The organism is Bradyrhizobium sp. DN3 (genome assembly GCF_041357655.1).
In the GTDB taxonomy this organism is placed as follows: domain Bacteria; phylum Pseudomonadota; class Alphaproteobacteria; order Rhizobiales; family Xanthobacteraceae; genus Bradyrhizobium.
On sequence record NZ_JAULLN010000033.1, the window covers coordinates 1 to 25,727 of the forward strand.

Sequence of the window (25,727 nt, forward strand, 5' to 3'; positions counted from 1 at the left end):
CTACTTCCTTATGGTCGCTGGTAGATTGACTAGACGCTACGACCGCTTCTGGCCCGTCTGTAACCTCCGAGAATGTCCGCTCTTCGGCCGCTGTCGGGGGGTGACCGGACATCGGTCTGCCAGTCGCTTAGTGAGTCCATGCCTTAGTCGGTTGGATACTCCAACATAAAAAATGCCCCGCAGTGCGGGGCCTTCGTCTTCGCGGGGTCCGACGCGGCCTATCGCCGCGCGCCCACGCCGTATAGCTCGCGCTCGCGGCCGATATCCTCCGGAGACAGCGGCGGGCTTGCGGCATCGAAGTCGGTCCAGCGGGCCTTCTGCCGGCGAAGCTGCGGTCTCGAAGGTTCACGGACATCTCATCGAGCAGCGCATCGAGGGCGTGCGCGATCCTGCTCGGGCACTTTCGCGGCTCACGAAACACGGCTGAAACAATCCTGAAACCCGATTGTCCTGAACTCCTCAGCCGCGGGCCCCGACCAACGGATCGAAAAGGAGAGACAATCATGATCCAGATCGGTTCGAAGGAAGAAGTCGCGTTGCTTTTGGCGCTGTTCGGCACCCACACTCAGCCGGTCAGGAAGCCGAAGCCGAAATCCTCGCGCGGGTGAGGCGCGAATCCCATGTCGGGTTTGGCCGATTGCCAGAGCCTCCTGCGTCTCCTGATAGCGAGGGGAGACCCCCAGGCGATCCCGCTCGCCGAAAATGCCATCGATCAGTATCTGGCCATCACGCCGGCCGGCGCGCGTGGGCGCGGCCTGTGCGAGCTCCAGCGCGACGCACGCGACCAGCACGGGGCCGCGGTCGGCGTGCAGCGCTCGTTCGCGGAGACGGTGGACGCCTACATTGCACGAAAACTGACGGAGGAATGAGCGGGCCTGCGGGGGGCGATGGCGATCGATGTGCGCGACGACGGCGGTCCCGTGATGCTAGGTGACATTCTGGTTTGAGATCGAGAATCTCAAGACGCGATCGCGCGCGCGATCATTGAGGCGTGAGCAGGTTCGGCGGCGGCTGCTCGGGCTCCAGCACGGCGACCTTGCGGTCGAGCTGCCAGACCTCGACCTTGCCGTGCCGGGTGAACTGCTGCGCGAAGCTGAGGGCGGAGGCGTCGGACGCCGCCTCGAACGCCTCGGCGGAGCGAAAGACGCCATCATCGCCGACGAGGTAAGCGCGATATTGATGGCAGTGATCGCTCATGTCGGAGTCCTCAGGCCGGGCGAATGCAGCCAGGCGTCGATCTGCATGGCGGTCTCATCCTGCCGCGCCTTGCGCAGCAGCAGTTCGCGGCGGCGTCCCGGCGCCAACACGCGGGCTTCGTCGCGACAGCGCGCGGCCTCGTCTGCCAGCCGTTCGGAAAGTGTCTTGGTTTGTTTGAAGCGTCGCCGCTTCAGCATGGCGCATCTCCCTTTGTCTAAGTGGGGCGGGAGCGCAATCAGGCGTTCTCATCACCGATCTCATGCCACGGGCCGTGCGGTGATGGATTAACCCTACGCCTCCGCTTGTGGAGAGTCAGTATCTTTTGATATGCTGCGAGAGCTAATTTCGAGAGCAAGTTCAGTCCTTTGTGCCAGTTACTCATCTTGAGTGCAGGCAATTTGTAATATCCAGTTTTGAACAAAGGCAGCCTCAGGTCGTTGACCCGCCATCACCGGCCAAGGCTCTGTCCGTGGGCGTCGGTGGCTGAGAGACCGAGCGCGCTCCCGCCTGCAAAGCAAGGGAGCACGGCCATGCCGGCTAGCGACAATCACACGAACCGCATTCACGACGAGGCTGCCGCCATCGCGAGGCAGAACGCCTATATGCGCGATGTCGTGGCGCAATCGTTGGAGATCCTGAAGCAGGCGGTGCCGGACACGTTCCTGGGCCGCAGGACTCACGAGCCTTTCGCCAGCGAGCCTAGCTCTTCGCCAGAGGACGAGCGCTGACCGTCGGCGCGGTGGCGATCGTGGGCAGTAGGCCGGTTTGCAGCGCGCGGGTTTGGCTGGCATGGGCGCTCGCTCTCGGTGTTCGGCCATGCAAGGAACGTTAATTGACAATGTTCCTCTTTTGTTCTAAATGATGAATGGTTCAACCTTTGGGCGAGAAGCGAATTTCGTCCCAGATTTCTGCGGGGTTAGTCGATGAGTAGCTCGCTTCTCGCTTTGGTCTTATTGGACAGTCCGGCAACGCCCGACATGTCCGCCGTTGGCAAGATCCTTCGCGTCCGACATCCGGATTTGGCGACGGAGCCGACGGACAATGGAGGTGTGCAACAGGCTCAGGCAAACTCGCCGCTCATTCGCTGCGGCAATGAGCTCGTTGCGGTCATGTCGATGCCGGCTCCCATTCCGGAGGATACCGGCCTGTGGGCGCGCGCTGTCAGGACGTGGCCAGAGAGCAAGGCGGTAGCTGCCCGGCATCGAGGTCACCTGATCGTCTCAATGCTTGGAAAGAACGAGCGACCGCTCGTCGCCGCGCGTCTCACCACCGCAGTCATCGGCGCGTTGATCGCCGCAATGCCGGAATGCTGCGGCGTGGTGTGGGCCGGCCAGGTCGCGCGGCCGTCTGATCTTTGGCTGGACATGTCCAGCCGATCGTTTGCGCCGTTCCCCGACTATCCCTTCACGCTGTGGGTCGACATTCTTCCCTTCCAGTCGGATGGGAAGATCGGCGCAATCACGGTGGGATTGTCCGCTTTCGTCGGGCGCGAGATTGAGTTCAGGACCGGTAAGCTGACGTTGCCGGTACTGATCGACAAGGTGGCCGGATTTTCCGTCTATCTGATCGAGCATGGAAACGTGGTGAAGGATGGCGACACGATCGGCGCAAACGTGAGCGAGCGTATCGCGGTTCGGCACAGGAATTCCGAGGTTTTTGGTGGTTTGCCTGTGTTTTCCTGTACTGACGACTTCGCACGCTCATCTCAATGAACTGCTTCCTACTCGTAGACGCGGTTAGGTGCGCTGCTTGGACCGATCGTTTGACACGTCGGGCAAAACACTGGCAGAATGGCATCATCGAAAGAGTCCGGATCAAGCCCGCGGGATGCCGCGGGCTTTATTGTTGAGCAGTTCATCCTGGTCTCCGCTTGGTGGGAGGCCGCAATCGGCAACGCTCATATTTTTATTTTCCGTGTGGCACACTACGATGCGGCTATCATATGCGATCAAGACCTCAAGGACGCCTGCAAGTCCACGGGCCTCAAGAGAATTCGGTTTGAGGACGTTTCAAAGCTCTGAGATAGTGCTGTGAACCGAGCCGATAGGCGAAGGGAGGGACGATCAATGCCCGCGTCCGGTAATGGAGCGCGAAAGAAAAAGGCGCCAAAACTCTATAGGGTCGAACTGGATTTCAGAATTCGCAGGCCGCCCGGTTGGGAAATGGAAAATTTCGACGCCTTGGGCGTCGGCCCCGTGCTGCATTCACCACAAGGCGAGCGAAGCTTTCCTCCGCTCTCTGAAACACCGCGGCTGCTGATCGACAAATCTCTCGGGCGGCCGCCGGTCGATTGGGAGTTATTTCACGACTTTGGGCTCGCATCCGATCGGATGATGAGCGTTCTCGAAGCTGTGGATGCAGAGGGGGTGGCCTTTCTGAGGTGCGAAACGCGGTCGCTGAGAGGAGGAGCGCCCGCTTATTGGCTTTGCGATATCGTACGCACGCTCGATGCAATCGACGAGGAAAAGTCGAACGTCGAAGTCCTGGATGATGGGACGGATTTCCGGCGGTACAGTTACATGGCGGATTCCAGCTTCGTCTTTCGAGAAGAGGTCATCGGTTCGGCTCATATTTTCCGGCCACGCTTCTTGGACGGACGAGTTATTTGCGATCAAGTCATGAAAGACGCCTGTAAAGCTGCCGGTCTGAAAGACCTGAGATTCCAAGATCCCTACGCCAATTGGAAGTACGCTCGGCCTTAGTCCTTTTGCGCTGAGGTTCGTCGAAAGTCTCGTTAGCCTCCCATCTATAGACGCATACGAAAATTGCTCGCGTTCGAAGGCGTTTGCGCGACGTCAGCGCGGATAGATTCCCCAATCTTCATGATGTAGCCAAAACCTCTGCTGTCCCGAAGTCATCCGGCAGACGCCGAAGGCGACAGCAGCTACGTGGCACGCGGATCAGTCGCGCCCGAAAATGCTCGGCGCCTCACCCGGGTCAACGAGTCCAACGCGGGCAGCGTGTTCACGTCCGGGAGTGCGCCGGTCCCGTATCTGCCTTCCACGGAATTCAACGAACGGTTTGGCAGTTGGGCCGTGCCGACCGCTAAGAGCGGGCAACCGCAGCCGAGCAAGCCGATCGGTATGTTTGCCGACGAGCCAAGCTACCTCATTCCACCACCGATCTTCGGAGTGGATGGTCCGGGCAATCCGCGCAAGGACGCCGAGGAGTGGTTCTCGCGCTGGATATGGCCGTTGCTTCCGCCGGAGTGAAAACTGATTATGGAGTCGTGTAAATCGTTCGAGATCGTTCGTTTGACACGTCGGGCAAAACACTGGCAGAATGGCATCATCGAAAGAATTCGGATCAAGCCCGCGGGATGCCGCGGGCTTTGTTGTTGAGCAGTTCATCGTGGTCTCCGCTTGGTGTCGTTGCAGGCACGATGTTCAATGAGGCTCAGTCATGAGTGACGAGAAAGCAATTTCTGTTGCGAAGCCACCCAGAGCACGAAAACGCCGCCTCTACAGAATGAGCCCCGACTGGCGTGTGGGAGGCAAGCCGGGCTATTGGCTAGAGGACGAGAGTATCCTTCCTCCCTATGAGGTATCCCGTCTGCCGGCTTCTACCGCGCGTGCGCCTGTCGTGTTTGATAAATCAGTCGGTGATTTGCCGCATGACCTAGAGCCCTACTACCGCTGGTGGCTCATTTCGGACCGGACAAAGGCAGTATTCGAGAGGCTTGACCCGGAGGCCTTTGTATTTGTGCCATGCGATGTGCGAGTACCGCACGGCAGCTACGATGGGCCGAATTATTGGCTCTGCGATGTTGTCCGCGTCCTCGACGCGCTTGATGAAGCGCAATCGCGCTTGATCATCGGAATCCGGGACGATATCCGCTATCTCGATCATGGAAAGAAATATTACGAGATAATACTTGGCTCCAAACTGGTCTTCAGGGAGGCCGCGATCGGAAAAGCACATGTTTTCCGTATGGCTCACCACGAAGCGGCCGTCATATGCGATCAAGACTTTAAGGACGCCTGTAAGTCCGCAGGTCTCAAGAGAATCTGGTTTGAGGATGTCTGAAAGCTCTGAGCCGGCCCGGCCCGTTGCTGCGCAATGGGGTCTGGTTCGATCGCGGACTGCGGCGCAACCCTGAATAGGTTGGAAGGCCCTGGCTCGGAAGAGTCGAGGCGGACCAATTTCTGTTAGCGGACAAGGCCAGCGACACGCGAGCAGACGGCGGTTGGCACGCCGATACTCCTTCGTACGATTGGAAACAGAACTGCCAAGCGCCCATGTCCTTCCGACTGGCGAATAATTCAGCGCTCCGTGAGCCGCGTCCATCGCGGATGATCTGATCGAGCGCTTCGTCTCCATGCCCTAGGAATCCTCTTTGACAAGCGCGCGGGACTTCCCGTTGCGACCGCGCTCGCGCGCCTTATCCCCTAGTTCATCAGGCCACATCCTAGTGAGACCCACTCGTGAGGGTGCATGTCGATTTTCTTTGATCATCACATTATTGCCGAGCGCTTTAGAAGCCACGACGCGTTTCGCGGTATAGACAAGAAAACGTTCGATATCGACGCTCCCACAAACCGTATCTATTTGCCAGCAGATCGGAAGGTTGCCGCGGAATTAAATGTGTCTCCTCATCCCGGTAGACACGTTGATATGTACATCAAAGCGGTCTGTGGCAAACTTGATCAGATCGCAAAGATCGAGAGTCCAAGCGAGCGATATGCCGAGATAAGGACTCTCATCGACGCAATGCGCGTCGGATTCATCAACGGCGATCTCTACACAAATGTGCCCATCGACAGAACGCGAGAGGAGGTCGATCACGGCATTGCGAAGGTTTTGACAGACCACAAAGCTTACCTCGGTCAGTATCCGGATCAACTCCGAGCGGTCAGAGACCTCGAGCAAAGAGGAGCGAATGCCGGTATGGACCATCTGATCAAATGGTTGCTCTACCTGGATAACCCGGAGAGGCAGAAACTGTTAGATGAGGTGATTGCCCGCAATCCTGACGTCAACATAACGGCTGGCAATCGAGACCTGGGCGGAACGCATTGGTCCAAGTTCGAAGCGTCCGATCCCTCTTCGAGCATTCTTCACACACCCGGCTCGACACCACCCAACCCGAGCGACTTTCCGCCGCTGCCGGGCTACAGTTTACCTTCTCTCGCCGGGCTGAACGAACAAGAAAGGCTCACGCGAATTGATCCGCGCTACACAGGTGTGCTGCCGGCTTTTCCCGTGCCAAGTCCGGCTCAACATCGGCTCGGTCAATTGCCTCCGACCACCGCCACGCCGTCGGACCCGTTGGTTCTCAAATTCGACCCGATGACCGGTTGGCCGCTCCCATTCTACGACAATCCCCCGATCGGCGGTCCTTCGAGTAACGGCTCATCTCTGGCCCAAGATCTTCTCCCGTGGATGGCCGGAGCGGCCGCGTTCAGTGTGGCGGCTCCGTTCATTCCCGCTTGGCTGCTGCTTCTCTTGGGGGGCGCGGCGGCGGGTAGCATCCCCGCAAGGGCGCAGAGCGTTAAAGGCGAGGCTACGGGGAGCGCGGCGGCCAGCGACAGAGGAGTTTTCTCCGCGGGCGCGCCTGCATATAACACGTTCGGCAATGGCGGTATTGCCGACAACCCCACCAACAGCACCGGCTATTCCGCATCATTCGGATGGCCGCTAGCCGGATTCTCCCCGTTTGATAAAGAAGCGGGTCACGCCAGCACCTTTACCGATCGCTTCGGAAACTGGACCGACACTCCAGTTGGCACCATACCTGCCCAAGGCGGACCTGAGGTGCCGCCCTCTCCAGCCGCAGGAACTGTCGCGCCCGAAGATGTCCGGCGTCTTACCCGCGTCAATGCCTCGAACGCGGGCAGCGTGTTCACGTCCGGGAGTGCGCCGGTCCCTTATCTGCCTTCCTCGGAATTCAAGGAGCGGTTTGGCAGCTGGATAGTGCCGACCGCTGACGGCCGGCCACCGCAGACGGGCAAGCCTATTGGTGCGTTCGCGGATGAGCCGAGCTACCTCATTCCACCACCGATCTTCGGAGTGGATGGTCCGGGCAATCCGCACAACGACGCGGAGGAGTGGTTCTCGCGCTGGATAGGGCCGTTGCTTCGCCCGGAATGAAGACACTGATTATGGAGTCGTGTATGCCGTCGAGCTCGTTCGTTTGACACGTCGGGCAAAACACTGGCAGAATGGCATCGTCGAAGAAGTCCACATCAAGCCCGCGGGATGCCGCGGGCTTTCTTTCTTTGGAGCATCCGACACGTGCGTGCGCTACGCGGCAGCCGGTCCGAACCACCTCGTCAGCGCGTCCTCAAGTCCGCTCTCGTCTCCCACCCAGGCCACATGCCCGTCGGGCCGCACCAGCACTGCGCCTGGCGCGACGACCTGTCCGATGGCCGGTAGCTCCCATGGGCCGTCATAGGCGACATCGAGGACACCGATGCGATCCGCCCAGGGCGCAATCTCTATGCCGCCTCGCTTGCCAAAATTGAGCAGCACGCCGCGCGCGCCGTGCAGCAGCGTGAACAGTTTTAGCTTCTGACCTTCGACCGTCAGATCGAGATTCGGCATGCGGCGCCCGAGCAGCGCATGCCCTTCGCCGAGATCATAGCGGATGTCGAGCCCGCTCATCATCGCACCAAAACGCCGGCGCGGCTCGTCCATGGCGAGCAGATCGGAGATCACGTCGCGCGCGGCCTTGCGGCCATCGTCGCCGCGGCGGAGCAGGGCGATTTGCGCCATGGTGTTTTGCAGGACGCGCGCGGCCACCGGATGGCGTTCGGCATGGTAGCTGTCGAGCAGGCTGTCGGGCGAGATGCCTTTGACCACCTGCGCCAGCTTCCAGCCGAGATTGACGGCGTCCTGCACGCCGGTGGTGAGGCCTTGCCCGCCGACGGAGTGATGGATATGCGCGGCATCGCCGGCGAGCAGCACGCGTCCCCTGCGATAGGACACGGCCTGCCGTGCAGCATCGGTGAAGCGGGAGATCCAGGCGGGATTCTTGAGACCGAAGTCGGTGCCGTAGACCGCGACGAGGGCGTCGCTGAGATCGCGCAAAGTGGGCTCGCCGGTGCGCGCGAGCGTTGCTTCCGTCACGACGACCAGCACGCGTCCGCTCTCCGTTTTGCTGAGGCCGTGAAAGCCGAGCGCGTCGTGACGCAGGCCCAAGGCCGGCGCCTCGCTCATCTCGACCTCGGCCATGAGATTGCTGAGCGTCGGATCGAAACCGGCGAAGTCGATGCCGGTGGTTTTGCGCACCAGGCTGTGACCGCCGTCGCAGCCGACGAGATAGTTTGCGCGCAGCGTCTTTCCGCCCGTCAGCGCGATATCGATGCCGGTCTCGTCCTGCGCAAAACCCGTCACCTCGGCATTGCGATAGACCGGCACCGCGAGCTCCTCGACCCAGCCGGCCAGGATGCGCTCAATGCGGCTCTGCCGCAGCGCGAGGCCGTAAGCGTGGCGGGTGGGGAGATCGCTGATGTCGAGCCTCGTCCAGGCGAAGCCGGCGAGCTGGGTGATCTGGCCCTCGCGCAGAAAGCGGTCGGCGACGCCGCGCTGATCGAGGATCTCGATCGTGCGGGCGTGCAATCCGCCGGCGCGCGTCTCGACTAGCTCCTGGTTCGCGCGCCGCTCGACCACGGCGACCTCGACGTTGGCGAGCGCGAGCTCCGCGGCCAGCATCAGGCCGGTTGGGCCAGCGCCGGCGATCACCACGGCATGATGGGCCATCGCCGCGGTCCTCGCGCCGGCGCGATGCGCTTGCTGGCGTGAACAGGCAGTCGGAAGCAATACAGGCATGGCGTGACCCCTCGACGTGTTGTTGGGCCACGGGTTCTACGGCAGGGACGGGGACTTGAAGCAAGCCCCTCGCGCACCACATATCTAGCTGGGAGGAAGGGCTTGCCGCTCCGCGTTTGCCGCGTTGACACGTCGGGCAAAACACTGGCAGAATGGCATCATCGAAAGAGTTTGGTTCAGCCCGCGCGGGAGCAATCCGCTGCGGGTTTTCTTTTGGCATGCTGGTCAGCAAATGCCGGCGGTTCGCTGCATGATGTCGGCGAGTTCCTCGAACGAGAACGGCTTCCTGATCATCGGCAGGCCGCCGCGCCGGGGTTCGCGACCGGATAGTTGAAGCACCGTCAACTCGGGGCGGACCCGTTTGGCCAACTCGGCCAGTTCATGACCATCCATGCCGGGCATGTTGATGTCGGTGATCAGGATGGAGATGTCCTGGTTCTCGTTGAGCTGATCGAGCGCATCCGGACCGTTTTGGGCGCTGATCACCTGGCAGCCAAGATCTTCCAGCATGCCGACGATCACGTCGAGGACGGCGGCGTCGTCGTCAACAACCAGGACAGTGTGACTCATCGAACGAACGTTCCTTCTGACGACCGAATAAACGCGCCTCTCGTCGGGTAAGTTCCGGCAAGCCTAATCGTCCTTCGACAAATCGCCGGGTTTCGTGGGAAGGTCGATGGTGCCGCCATCGCCGTGCACGAGGTCGCGATCTCCGTCCTCGGTCTCGCCGGAATCTTCAATGATCGCTTGTTGCGTATCGCGCGCCTTGTCGATGCGCGGCTTGTTATCGCTGTGCGGCCTATTATCGCTGCGCGGCTTGGCCCCGGGCAGGTTTCGCGATGTCTTTGGTGACGTAGCCTTCAGTGTCATTGCCGATCCTCCTGATCGGCTAACTATCGCCGGGCCCGTAAGTTCGTTTGACACGTCGGGCAAAACACTGGCAGAATGGCATCATCGAAAGAAGTTTGGTTCAGCCCGCGCGGAGAATATCTGCGGCGGGCTGTTTTATTTTCAACATAGGTTTTGACACGTCGGGCAACACACCGGCATAATGACATCATCGAGACGAGTTTGGTTCACCCGCGCGGACAACATCCGCCGCGGGTTTTTTCGTTCTCGATTCCAGAATCGGACGGCGGCCCACGCATTGCGGCCACGCACTTGCTTGATACGCGTTGAGGGAGCGCCGATCGGCGTGCCGCCGTCCGAACCATTGCTGGCCGTGCACGCGCGAACGTGCCGGCCCGCGGCGCAGGGCCCGTTGCCCGCGCCGCTGCGGTCTCCGGGACCGGAGATAGGGTTCGCGCCCGAAACGATCGCGCCGCATTGCGCGATCTGCCGCGCATTTTCTTACTTAGGGAGGGACGATGACCGCTTACCTGATATCGCTCGCGCTCGCGAATCTCATCGCAATCGTGCTGTGGGAAACGTTGTCTTGAGCGGGGAGGCCGAAGGCGAGCTTGAGAGCGCGCCGGTTCGTTTGTCCGCGACGAGAAAAACGTCCAGAGCGCGGACGTTGACCGAGATCCGCTCGCTGGCGCGCAGCCACACCAGGACAGCCATCCGAGTGCTCGTCGGCATCATGCGCAGCGATGACGCAACGCCCGCAGCTCGTGTCTCGGCGGCCAACGCCATCCTCGACCGCGGTTGGGGCAAGGCCGCGCAGCCGGTCGAGAACGGCGACGACTTGCCGCTGGAATTGGTTCATCGGGTCGAGCGCGTCATCGTGCATCCGAAGGATGCGAGCGATGCCGATGTCGAGCGCGAAGCCTGAGCTAATGGAAATCTCGATTCGGAATTTTCGATTGATCGTTTGACACGTCGGGCAAAACACTGGCAGAATGGCATCATCGAGATTGAGTTGGTTCAGCCCGCGCCGCGCAATGAGCGCGGGTTCTTCGTCACGGTAATTCTCTCGCTAGTTCCTGGTCTGCTTGTTGGTCCGGCGTTGCCCGGCATAGGCGCGCTGCACCTGGTCGCTGCAATAGGACAGCTTTCGGCCGTCGCCGGTGAAGTGTCTGTCCTTGATGATCCAGAGGATGACGGTCTTGTCGTCGATCTTCTTGAACATCAGGTTCTCACGGTCCGGAGTGATGTCGAGATTCTGTACGCTGACGGCGTCCCCGCCTGAATCGGGCTGCAATGCGCAATCGGCACCGACCCTGACGGTGTCGGGGAGTTGAACACGCGTGCGGTGGATATCGCACTTGTTCGAGGCAGTAACGATCGACTTTCTTGCGAACGTAACGACCGTGTCGCTGAATTTCGCGCAACGGTCCTCGAAATCGGCGCCCGGCGCGGCATAGACGCCATCTTGCGGATGAGCGCTCTTGAGAGTGAGCTCCACTTCGGCCTTCCGCTTGGCTTCCTCGGCCTTCTGCTTGGCCTCTACCTTGGCTCTCAACGTGGCCTCGGCAAGCGCGCGCTGTGTCTTCAGAGGGCAGTAGGCCGCACGCCAGGGAGGATCCTTGAGCTTCCCATTCAGGCTCTTCTGGACGGAGATCGCCGCCGTATCGAGCCGTTTGATGAACATCACCTCGTTGAATTGTCTGGTTGCCCAGTTGGGATCGCGAGGGTTGAGGTTCTGCGCCAGATTGTAGTCGTCACAGACCATGTCAACGTTCAGCGAGCCCAAGCTAAGATCGGTGATTTTCTTGACGTCGCAGACCCATTCGTAACCGCTGACCGATTTCTCGCCGAGATCGATCGTAAGGCCGCCGCTTTCATTGCAGTTGGACTGGAAATTCTTGCCGGGCTCGGCATAGACGCCGGCCTTGGGACGCCACTTGTCGAATGCCGGTGCAGGCCCGCCCTGTGCGAAGGCGGCGGACGTGAATGTGGCCAGTGTGAGCACCAGCATTGCATCATCCAGAACTCTGAGGACTGACGACTTCCTCGAGCAAACCTCCCGTGCCTAGTTGGATCGAATGTCCGCACCTGCGCACCCCTGCGGGTGAGATAGTTAAGCGATTATTTTTAGTTGAGCAAGCCGACCGAAGTTGCGGATCGCAGGGTATGGGTCGGGCGTGTCGGCTTGCGTCTCATGAAATGGAGAGTTGGATATGTCCTGGGAAGACATGATGCGGCGCATTTTGCAACCCGCCGGGCGCGTGGCACCTCATGTTACGAGCGGATATGGAGAGACGACGAACAGGCCAACTGGCTCATCCAATCCGCATCGAGGTATCGACTTCAACTATGTGGGCGGACGAGAGGCTTCGTCTGAACAAGAGCAATCCGGCCGTGCGATCGCCGGTGGATGGCGTGGTCGAGAATGCTGGTGAGGATAAGTGGGGAACGATCTCGATCAGAGACAAGAACGGCCTCCTTCATCAGATTCTTCCTGACCCGAGCTCAGCAGGGACAACCCGACACCCCGAACAACGAAGACTGGTCCGCAACGTGGCGCAGGCGCATCGGCCTGCCCTAGGGCGAGCGAGCGCACCCATTGTCCATTCTAAAAATTCCAACCGCCAAGATCTTCGAGCCGCTGCTCAAACCTGCGCGCTACAAGGGCGTTTACGGTGGACGCGGCTCGGGCAAATCGCATTTCTTCGGCGAACTGCTGGTCGAGACCTGCCAGGCCGAGCGCGGCACGCTCGCAGTCTGCATTCGTGAGGCGCAGCGGACGCTGGCGCAATCTTCCAAGCGCCTGATCGAAGGCAAGATCGCGAGCCTTCGCCTCGGCCACGGCTTCAAGCTCTACAGCGACAAGATCGAGACGCCCGGGGACGGGCTCATCATCTTCCGCGGGCTTCAGGATCACACGGCCGACTCGATCAAATCATTGGAGGGGTTTCGCATCGCCTGGATCGACGAGGCGCAAAGCTTGAGCGCGCGCAGCCTTGCGCTGCTGCGGCCGACGATCCGTGCCAAGGACTCCGAGCTATGGGCGAGTTGGAATCCGCGTCGCAAGAGCGATGCGATCGACGATTTTTTGCGCGGGCGACAGCCTGACGGGGCCGTCGTCGTCAAGGCCAACTGGCGCGACAATCCCTGGTTTCCTGACGTGCTCGAGGAGGAGCGATTGCTCGACCAGAAGCTCTATCCGGAGCGCTACGATCACATCTGGGAAGGCGAGTATGCAAGCGCCTTCGAGGGCGCCTATTTCGCCTCGCTGTTGTCGGAGGCTCGCGCTCAGGGACGGATCGGAAAAGTCGCGGCCGATCCGCTGCTGCCGCTGCGCGCCTTCATCGACATTGGCGGCGCGGGCGCTGCGGCGGATGCCTTCACGATCTGGATCGTGCAATGGGTTGGCAGCGAGCTCAGGGCAGACTTCCAGCACCTGCGGCGATGGCGGAAGAGTGTGGAACAGGCTCAGAGCTATACGTTCAAAGCCGTGATCACGGTGCTCGCCACCGGTCTGATGGGGGCCGTCTGGCTGGGCGTCAAGGTCGTGCTGGGCAAGTGAGGCCTGTGCGGCGACGACGTCGCCGCGCGACGGATCGTGGTCGCTCCTCGCTAATGGGTATGCCATGTACAGAATTCGTGTGGTCGATGCGTCTGATGATGACGTTGCCGACACCTTGGCCGATCTGCACCAGCTGACGTTTTTCGATGCCGCGGCGATGCCTCGGTTCGACATTGGAGCGTGGTGGCTGGCCTATCACGGCGATGACGCGGTCGCCTTTGCCGGTGTTGTACCGTCGACGCACGTGCGAAATGGCGGCTACTTCTCAAGAGTTGGGGTCTTGCGGCGGCATTGGGGGCACGGGCTTCAAATCAGGTTGATGCGGGCGATCGAGGCAAGGGGGCGCCGTATCGGATGGGACAGCGTCGTTTCGGATACGACGGACAATCCGGTATCCGCCAATAATTTCATCGAGGCGGGCTATCGGCTCTATGAGCCCGAGATACCCTGGGCCTGGTCGCATACGCTCTACTGGCGAAAGTGGCTGCGCTGAGCGGTGGAGCGGTGTTTCCCGTGATGCGGAACGCGGCCCGTAACGTCGAATAGTCCGTAAGAGATGTGGCGCAGCCTATATGCGCAGAATGTCGAGAGGCCCGGCAGCCCGATGGCTGCCGGGCCTTTTTTGCGTTTTCAGGCGATGCAGGTGAAACACTTGCGAAGTCGGTGGCGCCGCGCTTTAAGTTCGATCTTGCAGGAAATTCGGCGGCTATAAGCCGATGTAAAGGAGCGCTTTCAATGCCCACCAAGCCTCAATTGCCGGAACGTTCGTCGCGGGCGACGGGAGGGCAAACTGCGCTCGATGGTCTGCTGGTCGTCGATTTTACGCGTGTCGTCGCCGGGCCGGCCTGCACACAGACGCTTGCTGATTTCGGCGCGCAGGTCATCAAGATTGAAAACCCCGACGGCGGCGACGACACACGCGCCTACGAACACGCCGAAATCGGTGGAGAGAGTGCCGCCTATCTCAGCCTGAACCGCAACAAGCGCGGCATCGTGCTCGACCTTACCGTGCCGGAGGCTCGCGAGATCGCGCTCGACCTGATCCGCAAGGCGGACGTCGTCGTCGAGAATTTTTCCAGCGGGGTCATGAAGAAATTCGGCCTCGATTACGAAGCTGTCGCTTCGCTCAATCCACGGCTGGTCTACTGCTCGATCTCCGCCTACGGACGCACCGGACCGTTCGCTTCGCGTCCGGGCTTCGATCCCATCACGCAGGCGGAAAGCGGCTTCATGTCGCTCAACGGGTTTGCCGACGGCCCGGCGGTTCGTACCGGTCCGCCGATCGTGGATATGGCCACGGGAATGTCGGCCTGCAACGCCATCCTGCTGGCCTTACTGGCGCGGGACCGGCTCGGTCGCGGGCAGCATGTCGAGGTCGCTCTGTTCGACATTGCGATGGGGATGACCGGTTTCTACGGCATGGCCTATCTGATCAACGGCGAGAATCCTGGCCGGTTTGGCAATTCGCCGAGCGGATCTCCCACCGTCGGCGTCTACGAGGCCTCCGATGGGCCGCTCTACATGGCTTGCGCCAACGACCGGCTCTATCGCCGACTCGTGGTCGAGGTGCTCAACCGGCCCGATCTGATCAACGATCCGCAATTTGCGACGCGGAAAGCGCGCTCCGAGAACAAGGAGCTCCTGCGGGCGGCTATCGCCGAGGTCTTCGCAAGCGATACACTCGAGAGCTGGATGGCAAAGATGAAGCTGGCCAATATCCCGGTCGGCTATCTCCGGACGGTGGAGGAGGGGTTCAATGCGCCGGAAGCGCGCGAGCGCCACCGCTTGAGCCGGATTCCGCATCGTACAGCAGACTGGGTCCCCAACATCGAGCCGCCGATTGCGATGAGCCTGACTGGGGCCATTGATCCCGTGGCTGCTCCGCTGCTGGGTGAGCATACGAAGCAAGTCTTGCACGATACGCTCGGCTACGACGAACGTCGCATCGCGGAGTTCGCCGAAAAGGGCGCCTTTGGATCGGCCAAGCCTTCGACCGATTTGAGCTAGGCAGGTACCACGCGACCGCACTGCGAGCGCGGCCTCGACTTGATTTGGCGAAGGTCCCGCCGCATAAATGTGTGAGAGCGAGGGATACGAATGGCGCCTGGTCGAGAGCCGAGCATGAGCGAGCCCGCTGGACTGGAAGCCGGTGAACGCGCCTATGCGGCAATGATCGCGAAGGCCCGGGCGCTCCTCCCGCGGCTGCGAGAACGGGCGGCGCGGACGGAGGAGCTACGGCATCTTCCGCCGGAGACTGAAAAGGATCTTCACGACGCCGGCCTGTTCCGGATGCTCCAGCCGAGACGGATTGGCGGCGCGGAGCTTGACTATGTCGCCCTGATCGACTGCGCCGAGCTGCTCGGATCGGCGGATGCCTCGGTGGCTTGGAACCTCGCCAATTTGGCGAGCCATCATTGGATGCTCGGCATGTTCGAGCAGAAGGCGCAGGATCTGGTCTGGGACGGTGATCCGGACGTGCTGATTGCGTCGTCGTTCATTTTTCCGGCCGGGCGCGCTACGAGGGTCGCGGGTGGATATCGGCTGCATGGTAGCTGGCCGTTCTCCTCGGGCGTCGCCTCCTGCGAATGGAATATGCTTGCAAGCGTTGTTTACTCCGACGACGAAGCCGATGGCATCGCATACCGGATCTTTTTGCTGCCGAAAGGCGACTATAATGTCCTCGACACCTGGAATGTCGCGGGATTGCGCGGGACGGGATCTTGCGACGTGGAGGTCAAGGACGCCTTTGTGCCTGATTATATGACGGTCGCCGTCGGCGATCTCGCCGGGGGCCCAACGCCGGGAAGCAAGGTCAATCCGAATCCGCTGTATGCGCTCCCTGTGTTCTCGCTGTTTCCTTACGTCCTCTCCGGTGTCGCGCTGGGAAACGCGCAGGCGTGCCTCGACGATTATGCCGAGGTCGCGCGTCATCGCATCTCGACCTACAACCGTGCCAAGCTGAGCGACTTTCAAAGCACGCAGATCAAGATCGCGGAGGCCTCGGCGAAGATCGATGCGGCGCGCCTGATCATGCGCTCGGCCTGCCTGGAAGCGATGGAGGACGCTCGGTGCTGTCGTATTCCTGATATGGCGACCAAGACCAGACATCGGCGTGATGGAGCCTTTTCGGTAAATCTGTGCACCGAGGCGGTCTCCATGCTGTTTGCCGCGAGCGGAGCGCGCGGCCTGTTCACGACGGGCGTGCTGCAGCGGCAGTTCCGCGATGCGCACGCGATCAACTCGCATCTCGCGTTCAACTTCGACGCGGCCGGGACCAATTACGGACGCGTGGCGTTGGGCCTGCCGTCCGAGAATCTCACGCTGTGAGGCCGGCCGATGAATGATCTGCCGAAGCAGCCGGCCGTTCCCGATCCAGCCAACGAATTCGCGAGCGACAGCTCGTCGATCGATCCACGCGATTTTCGCAACGCGCTCGGCACCTGCGCAACAGGCGTGACGATCATCACGGCCGCGGCTGCTGACGGGAAGCCCTACGGCCTGACCTGCAATTCGTTTGCCTCGGTCTCGCTGAATCCTCCGCTGGTTTTGTGGAGCCTCGTCGTCTATTCCTCGAGTCTGCCCGTATTCCAGAACGCCAGTCATTTCACGGTCAACGTGCTTGGTGCTTCGCAACAGGCGCTCGCGAACAAATTCGCAAAATCGTCCGACGACAAATTCACCGGCGTCGATTGGGCGCCGGGGCTTGGCGGTGCGCCGGTGCTGGCAGACAGCGTCGCCAATTTCCAATGCCGCTCCGTCAATCGCTACTATGGCGGCGACCACGTGATCTTTCTCGGCGCAGTCGAGGCTTATGCTTACGGCGCGAAGGAGCCGCTGCTCTTCGCGCGCGGGACGTTCGGTCGCTTTCTGGCCGACGATGAGCGCAAGAAGGCACCGTAACGCGCTGCCGCCCTAGACAGCTTGACGCTCCGACGCTGAAAGCTTGTAGATCTCCAGCGCGTCCGCTTCCGCGCCTCGCGCTGCCTTCGCCAACCTGAAAAGTTGCCCCGCAAGCGAGGCCATCGGCACCGGCGTCGACGTCGCCTGTGCGACATCGGCGACCGTGTCGAGGTCCTTGAGCATTGTGGCGATGTGCCCGAGCGGCGGGGTGTGAATGCCCTGAACCATCCGCGGCACGAAGAGCTGGAGCGGGATGGAATCCGCGAAGCCGCCGGCGAGCGCCTCGGGCAATCGGTTCGCGTCAATTCCGGCGTTCACGGCAAGGCGTGTTGCTTCCGCGAGGACGGCCATCGCGCATCCGACGATCACCTGATTGCACAGCTTTGTGGTCTGGCCGGCGCCGATCGGGCCCATGTGAGTGAACCTGCGCGCCATGGCCAGCACATAGGGCCGCACCCTCTCGATGTCGGCCGCTTCTCCGCCAGCCATGATCGCAAGGGTGCCTTCCTCAGCGCCCTTCGTGCCCCCGGACACTGGCGCATCGATCCAGCCGGTACCGTTCGCGTCTTTCAGTCGCGTTGCAAGGTTTCGTGCGGCGTCAGGATGAATCGACGAGAAGTCGACGACAAGCTTGCCGGCGCCGGGAGCCGATGAAAGACCATCGCGCCCGAAGATCACCTCTTCGACGGCGGCGGCGTCCGTCACGCACATGAAGACGATCTCCGAGCTTGCCATCACGTCGCGGGGCGTATCTGCGCGGCTTGCGCCGGCCTCGACGAGCGGAGCCATCTTGTCCTGCGATCGGTTCCAGATGGTGACCTGATGGCCAGCCCTGAGCAGGCGCCGGGTCATCGGTGCGCCCATGAGCCCAAGGCCGATATAGCCGAGACTTTCGACCTCTTGCGGGTTTGTCCTGCTCGTATCAGCCATAGGTTGCCTCCTTCTGTCGCAGCGCAACGTCGCGCGACCGCTAGCTGACCTTACATGGCGCATCGCTCGGTGGCACCGTGGCGCATGCATGGCTTGCCTGATTGTTTGAACCATGAAACATTTGGACCGGTCGGGTTGGGTGGCGCCCGTCGGCGCCGGAGCAGCGGAGTGGGCACGATGCGAACCGTTTCGAGATGGATCCTGGCATTGAGCGCGGTTGCGGCCGTGATCGCGGGCTCAGGCCCGTCGCGGGCGCAGCAGACCATCCGCGTCGGCTGGACGATCCCGGCCGAAGAATCCAAGTACTGGATGATGCGCCGCCCGGCCGAGTTTCCCAACCTCGGCAAGGCCTACAACATCGAATGGACCCAGTTTCAGGGCACCGCGCCGATGACGCAGGCACTTGCAGCCGGGGCGCTGGATTGCGCGACACAGGCGCCGCTGTCGCTCGCCAATGGCGTGGTCGGCGGCAATCTCAAGGCCTATATCGTGGCACAGCACGTCTTCGAGAAGCCCGGCGGCTTCTCGGTCTATTGGGCCGTCATGGATAACTCGCCGATCAAGACGATCGCCGATCTCAAGGGCAAGACCGTCGGCATTTCGGTGATCGGCGGCGGCACGCAGGGGCCGTTCAACCTGCTCCTGAAGCAGAATGGCGTCGATCCGGGCAAGGACATCAAGCTGGTCGAAGTCGGATTTGCCGTCTCCGAAGACGCGCTCCGGCAGGGCCGCGTCGATGCAGTCAACATGAACCAGCCCTTTGCCGCGCGCGCGGAGGCAAAGGGTGGCACTCGAAAGCTGTTCTCGCTGTCGCAGGTGATGCCGAACATCGTGCATATCCTGGAAGCCTGCCGTGCCGATTTCGTCGACAAGAACCCGGAATTGGTCAAGGCCTATGTCCGCGACATCACGTCGGGCATGAAGAAGGCGCTGGCAAACCGCGAAGAGACCCTGAAGGTCGTGTCCGAGGTGCTGAAAGCGCCCGTTCCAGTGCTCGAAACATATCTGCTCAAGGACAACGATTTCGGCCGCGATCCAGGTGCGGCACCGAATTTCCCCGCGATCCAGAAGATGCTGGATATCTATGCAGAGACAGGAATGCTGCCGAAACTGGATGTCTCACAGTTCAAGCATCCGACTATCGTCGCTCCGCTGCAATAAGCGAGCGGGCGAATTGTCCGAGGAGGGATCGTGGCGTCCCGGCTCATCCGGGACGTAGCATGAAGAAGATGCACGTATGAAGAAGTTGCGATCACGGGTCACCACAGACGGTCTCGATCGAGCCCCGCATCGTGCGTTCATGCGCGCAATGGGTCTCGACGACGCCGCGATCGCCAAGCCGATGGTCGGCGTCGTCAGCATGAAGGGCGAGCAGACGCCCTGCAATATGACCCACGACTTTCAGGTCGCCGCGGCCAAGACCGGAATCGAGGAGGCCGGTGGCACACCGCGGGAATTCTCCACCGTGTCGGTTTCCGACGGCATCAGCATGAATCATGAGGGGATGAAGTTCTCCCTGTTTTCGCGCGAGCTGATCGCCGACTCCATCGAAGCAGTCGTCCATGGTCTGGCTTACGATGCCCTGATCGGATATGGCGGATGCGACAAGACGCTTCCCGGCGTGATCATGGGCATGGTTCGCTGCAACGTGCCATCCATTTTCATCTACGGCGGCAGCTCGCTGCCGGGCCGCGTGGACGGGCGGATCCTGACGGTGCTCGACTCCTATGAGGCCGTCGGCAGCTTCATGACCGGTGAGATCGACGGCGCCACGCTCGAGCGGATCGAGCGCGCCTGCCTGCCGACGATCGGTGCGTGCGCCGGTCAGTTCACCGCGAATACGATGGGGATGGTCTCGGAGGCGATGGGCCTCACCATCCCCAACGTCTCGATGGTCCCCGGTGTCTACGCCGAGCGCGCGCAGATCTCACGCCGGGCCGGACGCCTGATCATGGAGATGCTGGAACGCGGCGGCCCACTGCCGCGCGACATCGTGACGCGAAAGTCCCTGGAGAATGGCGCCGCGATTGTCGCTGCGACGGGAGGTTCGACCAATGCCGCCCTGCATCTTCCGGCGATCGCGAACGAGGCGGGCATCGCGTTCACCATCGATGACGTCGGCGAGATCTTTTCCAGGACACCGCTGATCGGGAATCTGCGGCCCGGAGGCAAATATACGGCGAAGGATGTCTACGATATTGGCGGCGCCGCCGTGGTGATCCGTGAATTGATCCAGAGCGGGCATATCGATGGTAGCTGCATCACCATCACGGGCCGCACGCTTGCCGAAGAATATGGTGCAGCCAATGCACCCGATGGCGAGGTCGTTTACGCGGCCCGCGCGCCGATCATGCCCGATGGCGGCGTGGCGGTGCTGAAGGGCAACCTCTGTCCCGACGGCGCAGTGATCAAGGTTGCGGGATTGAAGAGCCAGTTCTTCGAAGGCGTCGCACGCGTTTTTGAAGACGAGGAGGCTTGCGTCGCAGCGGTTCGCGACCGCAGCTACAAGGCGGGCGAGGTACTGGTGATCCGCAATGAAGGGCCGGTTGGTGGCCCCGGCATGCGCGAGATGCTTGGGGTCACCGCGCTGATCTACGGGCAAGGCATGGGCGAGAAAGTGGCCCTGATTACCGACGGACGGTTTTCTGGCGCGACCCGCGGCATGTGCATCGGCTACGTCTCCCCTGAGGCGTTTGTTGGCGGTCCCCTGGCGCTTGTTCGTGACGGCGACAGGATCCGGATTGATGCCGCAAACCGGCGGATGGATCTGCTGGTCGAAGAGCAGGAACTTGCGGTGCGCCGACGCGATTGGAAGCCTCGCCCGCCGCGTCATCGTGCCGGCGCGCTGGCGAAATATGCGAGATTGGTTGGCCAGGCACCGGGTGGAGCAGTCACGCATGAGGGGCCTGCGGAATGGCCCTGGTTCGGATGACGCACCGCCGGGTGCGAAAACGACCACTGTCTGGCAGGTTTCTTGCTAAGCTCGTGCCGCTGAAGGTGAACGTTCGGCAGGTTCGTCGAGTAATGTTTACGCGCAAGTGAGGCGAGCGACGGGATGACGGTAGTGCCTTCGAGATCGAGTGAATGGGTGAAACCGGTGACGTTACAAAACCGGGCTTCTGCGATCATTCAGATCGACCGCGTCTCGCAGGTTTTTCAAACCTCGGCGCGCAAGGATCATGTGGCGTTATCGGACATCTCGCTCACGATCGACGAGGGCGCATTTGTCTCAATCCTCGGTCCGTCCGGCTGTGGCAAGTCCACCCTGCTCTACATCGTCGGGGGCTTCGTCAGCCCGACCAGCGGCGCGGCGAAGATGAAGGGGCAGGCCATTAGGGGGCCGGGACCGGATCGCGGACCGGTTTTCCAGGAATTCGCATTATTCCCCTGGAAGACCGTGCTCGGCAATGTGATGTATGGCCCGCGCCAGCAGGGCGTGCGGACGGCGGAAGCTGAAGCGCAGAGCCGGGCCTTGATCGAAATGGTCGGCCTCAAGGGCTACGAGAACTTCTATCCCAAGGAGCTGTCGGGCGGCATGAAGCAGCGCGTCGCGCTGGCGCGAACGCTCGCCTACCATCCCGAAGTCCTGTTGATGGACGAGCCGTTCGGTGCGCTCGACGCGCATACCCGGACCCGCTTGCAGAACGATCTCTTGAACATCTGGGAGCGTGATCGCAAGACGGTGTTGTTCGTCACCCACTCGGTCGACGAGGCTGTCTTCCTCTCCGACAAGGTCGTCATGATGTCGAAATCGCCCGGCCGCATCCGGCAGGTCATCGACATTGATCTGCCGCGGCCGCGCCGTCGCAACGAGCTGTTGCTCGATCCACGGTATCAGAAATACGTCGTCGATATCGAGCACATGTTCGATGAGAGCGACGCAGCCGGCGCGCCCGCATGATGTGGTCGGCTGCCATAGTCAAGCGCGCTGCCCCGGTGCTCGTCTGCATCGGATTGCTGGCGGTGTGGCAGGTCGCGTCACTCGCGCTGAAGAACGACAGTTTTCCGACGGCGATCGAGGCGATCCGGGCGATCCCGGATATTCTTGGCGATAAGGAATCCCTGATCAACATTCTGGCCTCGCTCCGCCGCATGGCGATCGGGTTTGGCGTGGCCGTGCTTGTTTCGATTCCACTTGGTCTTTTAATGGGACGTAGCGCTGCGGTCGCGGCCTCCTTCAATCCGCTTCTGATGGTGATCTATCCGGTGCCGAAGGCGGCGTTGATGCCGATCATCATGCTGTGGCTGGGCGTTGGCGACATCACGAAAACGTTGGTGATCTTCCTCGGCGTCAGCCTGCCAGTGATTTATCACAGCTTCGAAGGCGCCAAGGCTGTGGAAGAGAAGATGCTGTGGTCAGGCGCCGCGATGGGGCTTTCTCCGGCGCAACGCCTGGTGCGCATCGTGTTGCCCGCGGCACTGCCGGAAATTCTGACCGGCTGCCGCACGGGATTGGTGCTGGCGCTGATCACGATGATCACCAGCGAGATGATCGCCCGCCAGTCCGGCGCCGGGAACATCCTGTTCAACGCGCTCGACATGGGCCAATATGACACCGTCTTTGCGATGATCATCATCGTGGGGGCAATGGGAATCTGCCTCGACGCGATTTTCGAAAGGGTTCGTGCCCGCCTTGTGCGCTGGTCCGAGCCTCAGTTCGACATGCCGCTGAGCTTCTCATGATGTCGCGCCTTCTCGCCCCAAACGTCGTTCTTGGCATTGCCCCGATCGTGCTGGTTGTCGCGTTGTGGCAAGGCTTGGTGTCATTCGGCTTCGCACCCGCGATTTTGCTGCCGCCTCCAGGCTACGTCTTCAGCCGGTTATTCCAGCAGCTCGTGACGTGGACGTTTCAGCAGGAGATCACGGCCACCCTGATCCGGCTGTTTGCCGGGTTCGCGATTGCGGTCGTGCTGGGTGTCAGTATCGGCATCGCCGCCGCCGCCAATCCCGCGATCAACGCAGTGGTTCGGCCGATCGTGCGCGTATTGGCGCCATTGCCCAAGGTCGCTCTCTATCCAGCATTGCTGCTGCTGCTCGGCTTTGGCCACGGGTCGAAGATCACATTGGTGGCTGCCGATGCTCTCTTCCCCATTCTATTGTCCACCTACTACGGCGCGTCGACCGTGGAGCAGAAGCTGATCTGGTCGGCCATGGCGGCGGGGACGCCGCGCTATGAAATCCTCTTCAAGGTCGTGCTGCCGGCGGCGATGCCGTCGATCCTGACCGGCTGCCGGATCGGTCTTGTCATCTCCTGCATCGTGGTGTTTCTGGCCGAGATGATCACCTCGACGGATGGGCTAGGTCATGCGCTCGTGACGGCAGCCCGAACCTTTCAGGCCGTGGACATGTTCGTCCCCTTGATCACGATCTCGCTGCTGGGTTTGATCCTGAACGGCTTGCTGGGGGCCGTGCGATCGTATCTGCTCCGGGGCTTCCCCGAAGCGTAACAGACAAATAAGAATTCTGAAGACAGGGAGTGAACCATGCTGGCTGATCGCATCGAGGCAAAATGGATCGACGCATTCTGCGAGATCTTTGAGCGATGCGCCGTCAAGGCCGGCGATACCGCGGCGATCCTCTCGGAAACCCAGTCGCGTGCGTTGAACGTGCACCTGGCGGAGCTCGCGCTGCTGCGGATGGGAGCACGACCGTTTCATGTGGTGATGCCGACATCGCGTAACCGTCATGTCGTTCCGGTTCGCTCGACCGGGGCGAGCGAGGCGATCCAGCGGCTGGGGCCGGTGATCAGCGCGCTTCAGCAGGCCGGCTTTGTGGTGGATTGCACCATCGAGGGCCTGATGCACGCGGTGGAGACACCCGAAATTCTCAAGGCGGGCGCGCGCATTCTGGTGATTTCGAATGAGCATCCCGAGGCGCTGGAGCGGATGGTGCCAGATCCCGCGCTCGAGAAACGCGTTCGTGCCGCGGCAAAAATGCTGCGCGGGACCAAGCGGATGCGGGTCACTTCAAAAGCAGGAACGGCTCTCGATGTTGATATGGTCGGAGCCTCCACGGTCGGTGTGTGGGGCTGGACCGACAAACCCGGCACGCTGGCGCATTGGCCCGGTGGAATCGTCGTCAGCTTTCCCAAGAGCGGCACCATCAACGGCACGCTGGTGATGGCGCCCGGTGACATCAATCTCACCTTCAAGCGTTATCTGACGTCGCCGGTGAAGATGACGCTGAAGGACGATTATGTCATCGAGCTGGAAGGCGAAGGTACAGATGCCGCGATGATGCGCAGCTATCTCGCCGCCTGGGGCGATCGCGAAGCCTATGCGGTCTCGCATGTCGGTTTTGGCATGAACCCCGGCGCGCGGTACGAGGCGCTCTCGATGTACGACCAGCGCGATACCAATGGCACGGAGCTTCGCGCTGTGTCCGGCAATTTCCTGTTCTCGACCGGCGCGAACGAATTCGCAGGCCGCTACACGGCAGGTCATTTCGATCTGCCAATGATGGGAACCACCATCGAACTCGACGGCGTTGCCGTCGTCCGTGAAGGTGTGCTTCAGGACGTCTTCGGCTAGCCGCGATCGACCACCGGCGGCCGCGCCAGGCCAAAGTGGCGGAGCAGGTCGACCATGGCTTTGAGTCGCTCGACACGATAGGCATCGACATCGAGGCCGGAATAGTCGAGGAAGCCCGCGCCCGTCCGCAGGCCAATTCGTCCCTCGCTCATGTTGCGCGAAATCACCTCTGGCGCCCGATAGCGGTCGCTGCCGAGTGCGCCCTCGAGATAGCGGCTCGCATAGTAAAGGATGTCGCCGCCGCCCCAGTCGATGAATTCGAGCAGGCCGAGCACGGCGTAGCGGAAGCCGAAGCCGTAGCGGATCGCCTTGTCGATTTCTTCCGCGCTGGCGACACCCTCCTCAACCATACGAGCGGCCTCGTTCATCGCCAGCGCCTGGATGCGCGGGACGATGAAGCCCGGCGTCGCTGCGCAGACCACGGGAACTTTGCCGATGCCCTCGAGCAGCACCTTGACCTCGTCGATGATGGCGGGATCGGTGGCCTTGCCAGGCGAAACCTCGACCAGCGGGATCAGATAGGCCGGATTGAGCCAATGCACGTTGAGGAAGCGGCGAGGATTCACGATCGCGCCGGAGAGATCGTCGACGAGGATGGTCGACGTCGTCGATGCAATGATCGTGTCCGGGCCGACTTGCCTTGAGGCGGCCGCCAGCACCTTCCGCTTGAGCTCGACGACCTCAGGAACGCCCTCGAAGACCATAGCGGCCTCGGAGAGCGCTGCACCGCTTTCGCCGGCCGCCACTACTGAGACCCGCGCGATGAGCGGATCGACGTCCGCATCGGTCAATAGCCCCAGCTTCGACAGGCTGGCAAAGGTCTTCCTGACTTCGCCGAGCGCGTCCGCCTCCAGCTTGGCGAAATCGTCCGCGGAGCGCGCCTTGATGTCGATCATCGTGACCCTGTGCCCCGCATAGGCGAATGCGACGGCGATACCGCGTCCCATGCGGCCGGCCCCGAGACAGACGATATTGACGCGATTGGTCAT

At 61.5% G+C, this 25,727-nt stretch carries 27 protein-coding genes and 1 pseudogene; 20 read left to right on the plus strand and 8 right to left on the minus strand.

Annotated features, from left to right (window positions below):
• Window positions 1-620: 620 nt before the first annotated feature.
• Complete coding sequence (locus AAE027_RS33840; RefSeq protein WP_370989745.1) at window positions 621-869, plus strand: hypothetical protein; 249 nt, start codon at window positions 621-623, stop codon at window positions 867-869.
• Window positions 870-981: 112 nt separating this feature from the next.
• Here AAE027_RS33840 and AAE027_RS33845 read toward each other — a convergent pair whose 3' ends face one another.
• Window positions 982-1,197, minus strand: a complete 216-nt coding sequence (locus AAE027_RS33845; protein WP_370989744.1) for a hypothetical protein — start codon at window positions 1,195-1,197, stop codon at window positions 982-984.
• Window positions 1,194-1,394 carry a hypothetical protein gene (locus AAE027_RS33850; RefSeq protein ID WP_370989743.1) on the minus strand — a complete coding sequence of 67 codons (201 nt, stop codon included), beginning with the start codon at window positions 1,392-1,394 and terminating at the stop codon, window positions 1,194-1,196. The genes AAE027_RS33845 and AAE027_RS33850 overlap by 4 nt, the downstream gene beginning before the upstream one ends.
• 333 nt (window positions 1,395-1,727) lie before the next feature.
• Here AAE027_RS33850 and AAE027_RS33855 point away from each other — a divergent pair, with 333 nt between their 5' ends.
• The 7 genes from AAE027_RS33855 (at window position 1,728) to AAE027_RS33885 (ending at window position 7,287) form a co-directional block, all read left to right on the plus strand.
• Window positions 1,728-1,925 carry a hypothetical protein gene (locus AAE027_RS33855; protein WP_370989742.1) on the plus strand — a complete coding sequence of 66 codons (198 nt, stop codon included), beginning with the start codon at window positions 1,728-1,730 and terminating at the stop codon, window positions 1,923-1,925.
• 195 nt (window positions 1,926-2,120) lie between these two features.
• A complete protein-coding gene (locus AAE027_RS33860; protein ID WP_370989741.1) occupies window positions 2,121-2,909 on the plus strand; it encodes a DUF4261 domain-containing protein in 789 nt (262 codons plus the stop codon).
• Between the two features lie 78 nt (window positions 2,910-2,987).
• On the plus strand, window positions 2,988-3,218 hold the full coding sequence (locus AAE027_RS33865) for an imm11 family protein (protein WP_370989740.1): 231 nt from the start codon (window positions 2,988-2,990) through the stop codon (window positions 3,216-3,218).
• A gap of 45 nt (window positions 3,219-3,263) precedes the next feature.
• The gene (locus AAE027_RS33870; protein ID WP_370989739.1) at window positions 3,264-3,899 is read left to right on the plus strand and encodes an imm11 family protein; all 636 of its coding nucleotides are present in this window, start codon (window positions 3,264-3,266) and stop codon (window positions 3,897-3,899) included.
• Window positions 3,900-4,085: 186 nt separating this feature from the next.
• Window positions 4,086-4,409 (plus strand): hypothetical protein, encoded by a 324-nt coding sequence (locus AAE027_RS33875; protein ID WP_370989738.1) that lies wholly within the window; start codon window positions 4,086-4,088, stop codon window positions 4,407-4,409.
• Between the two features lie 190 nt (window positions 4,410-4,599).
• Window positions 4,600-5,223 (plus strand): imm11 family protein, encoded by a 624-nt coding sequence (locus AAE027_RS33880; protein ID WP_370989737.1) that lies wholly within the window; start codon window positions 4,600-4,602, stop codon window positions 5,221-5,223.
• A gap of 408 nt (window positions 5,224-5,631) precedes the next feature.
• On the plus strand, window positions 5,632-7,287 hold the full coding sequence (locus AAE027_RS33885) for an AHH domain-containing protein (protein WP_370989736.1): 1,656 nt from the start codon (window positions 5,632-5,634) through the stop codon (window positions 7,285-7,287).
• Window positions 7,288-7,440: 153 nt separating this feature from the next.
• Here AAE027_RS33885 and AAE027_RS33890 read toward each other — a convergent pair whose 3' ends face one another.
• The 3 genes from AAE027_RS33890 to AAE027_RS33900 form a co-directional block, all read right to left on the minus strand.
• Entirely contained in the window at window positions 7,441-8,967 is a 1,527-nt protein-coding gene (locus tag AAE027_RS33890) for an FAD-dependent monooxygenase (protein WP_370989735.1), read from the minus strand.
• Between the two features lie 225 nt (window positions 8,968-9,192).
• Window positions 9,193-9,537, minus strand: coding sequence for a response regulator (locus AAE027_RS33895; protein ID WP_370989734.1), 345 nt, complete (start codon window positions 9,535-9,537; stop codon window positions 9,193-9,195).
• Between the two features lie 63 nt (window positions 9,538-9,600).
• A complete protein-coding gene (locus AAE027_RS33900) occupies window positions 9,601-9,837 on the minus strand; it encodes a hypothetical protein (protein WP_370989733.1) in 237 nt (78 codons plus the stop codon).
• 646 nt (window positions 9,838-10,483) lie between these two features.
• On the opposite strand from AAE027_RS33900, the gene AAE027_RS33905 reads away from it, so the two are divergent.
• The gene (locus AAE027_RS33905) at window positions 10,484-10,741 is read left to right on the plus strand and encodes a hypothetical protein (RefSeq protein ID WP_370989732.1); all 258 of its coding nucleotides are present in this window, start codon (window positions 10,484-10,486) and stop codon (window positions 10,739-10,741) included.
• 144 nt (window positions 10,742-10,885) lie between these two features.
• Here the strand turns inward: AAE027_RS33905 and AAE027_RS33910 are convergent, their stop codons facing one another.
• Window positions 10,886-11,827: a hypothetical protein gene (locus tag AAE027_RS33910; protein WP_370989731.1), complete on the minus strand. Its 942-nt coding sequence runs from the start codon at window positions 11,825-11,827 to the stop codon at window positions 10,886-10,888.
• Window positions 11,828-12,415: 588 nt separating this feature from the next.
• On the opposite strand from AAE027_RS33910, the pseudogene AAE027_RS33915 reads away from it, so the two are divergent.
• The 5 genes and pseudogenes from AAE027_RS33915 to AAE027_RS33935 all read left to right on the plus strand — a co-directional run.
• A pseudogene (locus AAE027_RS33915) lies at window positions 12,416-13,036 on the plus strand (PBSX family phage terminase large subunit); the annotation flags it as partial.
• Window positions 13,037-13,442: 406 nt separating this feature from the next.
• On the plus strand, window positions 13,443-13,871 hold the full coding sequence (locus tag AAE027_RS33920) for a GNAT family N-acetyltransferase (protein ID WP_370989730.1): 429 nt from the start codon (window positions 13,443-13,445) through the stop codon (window positions 13,869-13,871).
• Window positions 13,872-14,113: 242 nt separating this feature from the next.
• A complete protein-coding gene (locus AAE027_RS33925; protein WP_370989729.1) occupies window positions 14,114-15,385 on the plus strand; it encodes a CaiB/BaiF CoA transferase family protein in 1,272 nt (423 codons plus the stop codon).
• 114 nt (window positions 15,386-15,499) lie between these two features.
• A complete protein-coding gene (locus AAE027_RS33930; protein WP_370989728.1) occupies window positions 15,500-16,705 on the plus strand; it encodes an acyl-CoA dehydrogenase family protein in 1,206 nt (401 codons plus the stop codon).
• A 9-nt stretch (window positions 16,706-16,714) separates the two neighbouring features.
• The gene (locus tag AAE027_RS33935; protein ID WP_370989727.1) at window positions 16,715-17,278 is read left to right on the plus strand and encodes a flavin reductase family protein; all 564 of its coding nucleotides are present in this window, start codon (window positions 16,715-16,717) and stop codon (window positions 17,276-17,278) included.
• 12 nt (window positions 17,279-17,290) lie between these two features.
• On the opposite strand, the gene AAE027_RS33940 is transcribed toward AAE027_RS33935, so the two are convergent.
• Window positions 17,291-18,208 carry an NAD(P)-dependent oxidoreductase gene (locus tag AAE027_RS33940; protein ID WP_370989726.1) on the minus strand — a complete coding sequence of 306 codons (918 nt, stop codon included), beginning with the start codon at window positions 18,206-18,208 and terminating at the stop codon, window positions 17,291-17,293.
• 177 nt (window positions 18,209-18,385) lie between these two features.
• On the opposite strand from AAE027_RS33940, the gene AAE027_RS33945 reads away from it, so the two are divergent.
• The 6 genes from AAE027_RS33945 (at window position 18,386) to AAE027_RS33970 (ending at window position 24,738) form a co-directional block, all read left to right on the plus strand.
• The gene (locus AAE027_RS33945) at window positions 18,386-19,369 is read left to right on the plus strand and encodes an ABC transporter substrate-binding protein (protein WP_370989725.1); all 984 of its coding nucleotides are present in this window, start codon (window positions 18,386-18,388) and stop codon (window positions 19,367-19,369) included.
• A 76-nt stretch (window positions 19,370-19,445) separates the two neighbouring features.
• The gene (ilvD, locus tag AAE027_RS33950; protein WP_370989724.1) at window positions 19,446-21,140 is read left to right on the plus strand and encodes a dihydroxy-acid dehydratase; all 1,695 of its coding nucleotides are present in this window, start codon (window positions 19,446-19,448) and stop codon (window positions 21,138-21,140) included.
• Between the two features lie 123 nt (window positions 21,141-21,263).
• Window positions 21,264-22,109: an ABC transporter ATP-binding protein gene (locus AAE027_RS33955; RefSeq protein WP_370989723.1), complete on the plus strand. Its 846-nt coding sequence runs from the start codon at window positions 21,264-21,266 to the stop codon at window positions 22,107-22,109.
• Window positions 22,106-22,891: an ABC transporter permease gene (locus tag AAE027_RS33960; protein ID WP_370989722.1), complete on the plus strand. Its 786-nt coding sequence runs from the start codon at window positions 22,106-22,108 to the stop codon at window positions 22,889-22,891. The genes AAE027_RS33955 and AAE027_RS33960 overlap by 4 nt, the downstream gene beginning before the upstream one ends.
• Window positions 22,888-23,655, plus strand: coding sequence for an ABC transporter permease (locus AAE027_RS33965; protein ID WP_370989721.1), 768 nt, complete (start codon window positions 22,888-22,890; stop codon window positions 23,653-23,655). The genes AAE027_RS33960 and AAE027_RS33965 overlap by 4 nt, the downstream gene beginning before the upstream one ends.
• Window positions 23,656-23,691: 36 nt before the next feature.
• Window positions 23,692-24,738 carry a 2,5-dihydroxypyridine 5,6-dioxygenase NicX family protein gene (locus tag AAE027_RS33970; protein ID WP_370989720.1) on the plus strand — a complete coding sequence of 349 codons (1,047 nt, stop codon included), beginning with the start codon at window positions 23,692-23,694 and terminating at the stop codon, window positions 24,736-24,738.
• Here AAE027_RS33970 and AAE027_RS33975 read toward each other — a convergent pair.
• Window positions 24,735-25,727 (minus strand): 3-hydroxybutyryl-CoA dehydrogenase, encoded by a 993-nt coding sequence (locus AAE027_RS33975; protein WP_370989719.1) that lies wholly within the window; start codon window positions 25,725-25,727, stop codon window positions 24,735-24,737. The two genes, AAE027_RS33970 and AAE027_RS33975, sit on opposite strands and share 4 nt — an antisense overlap.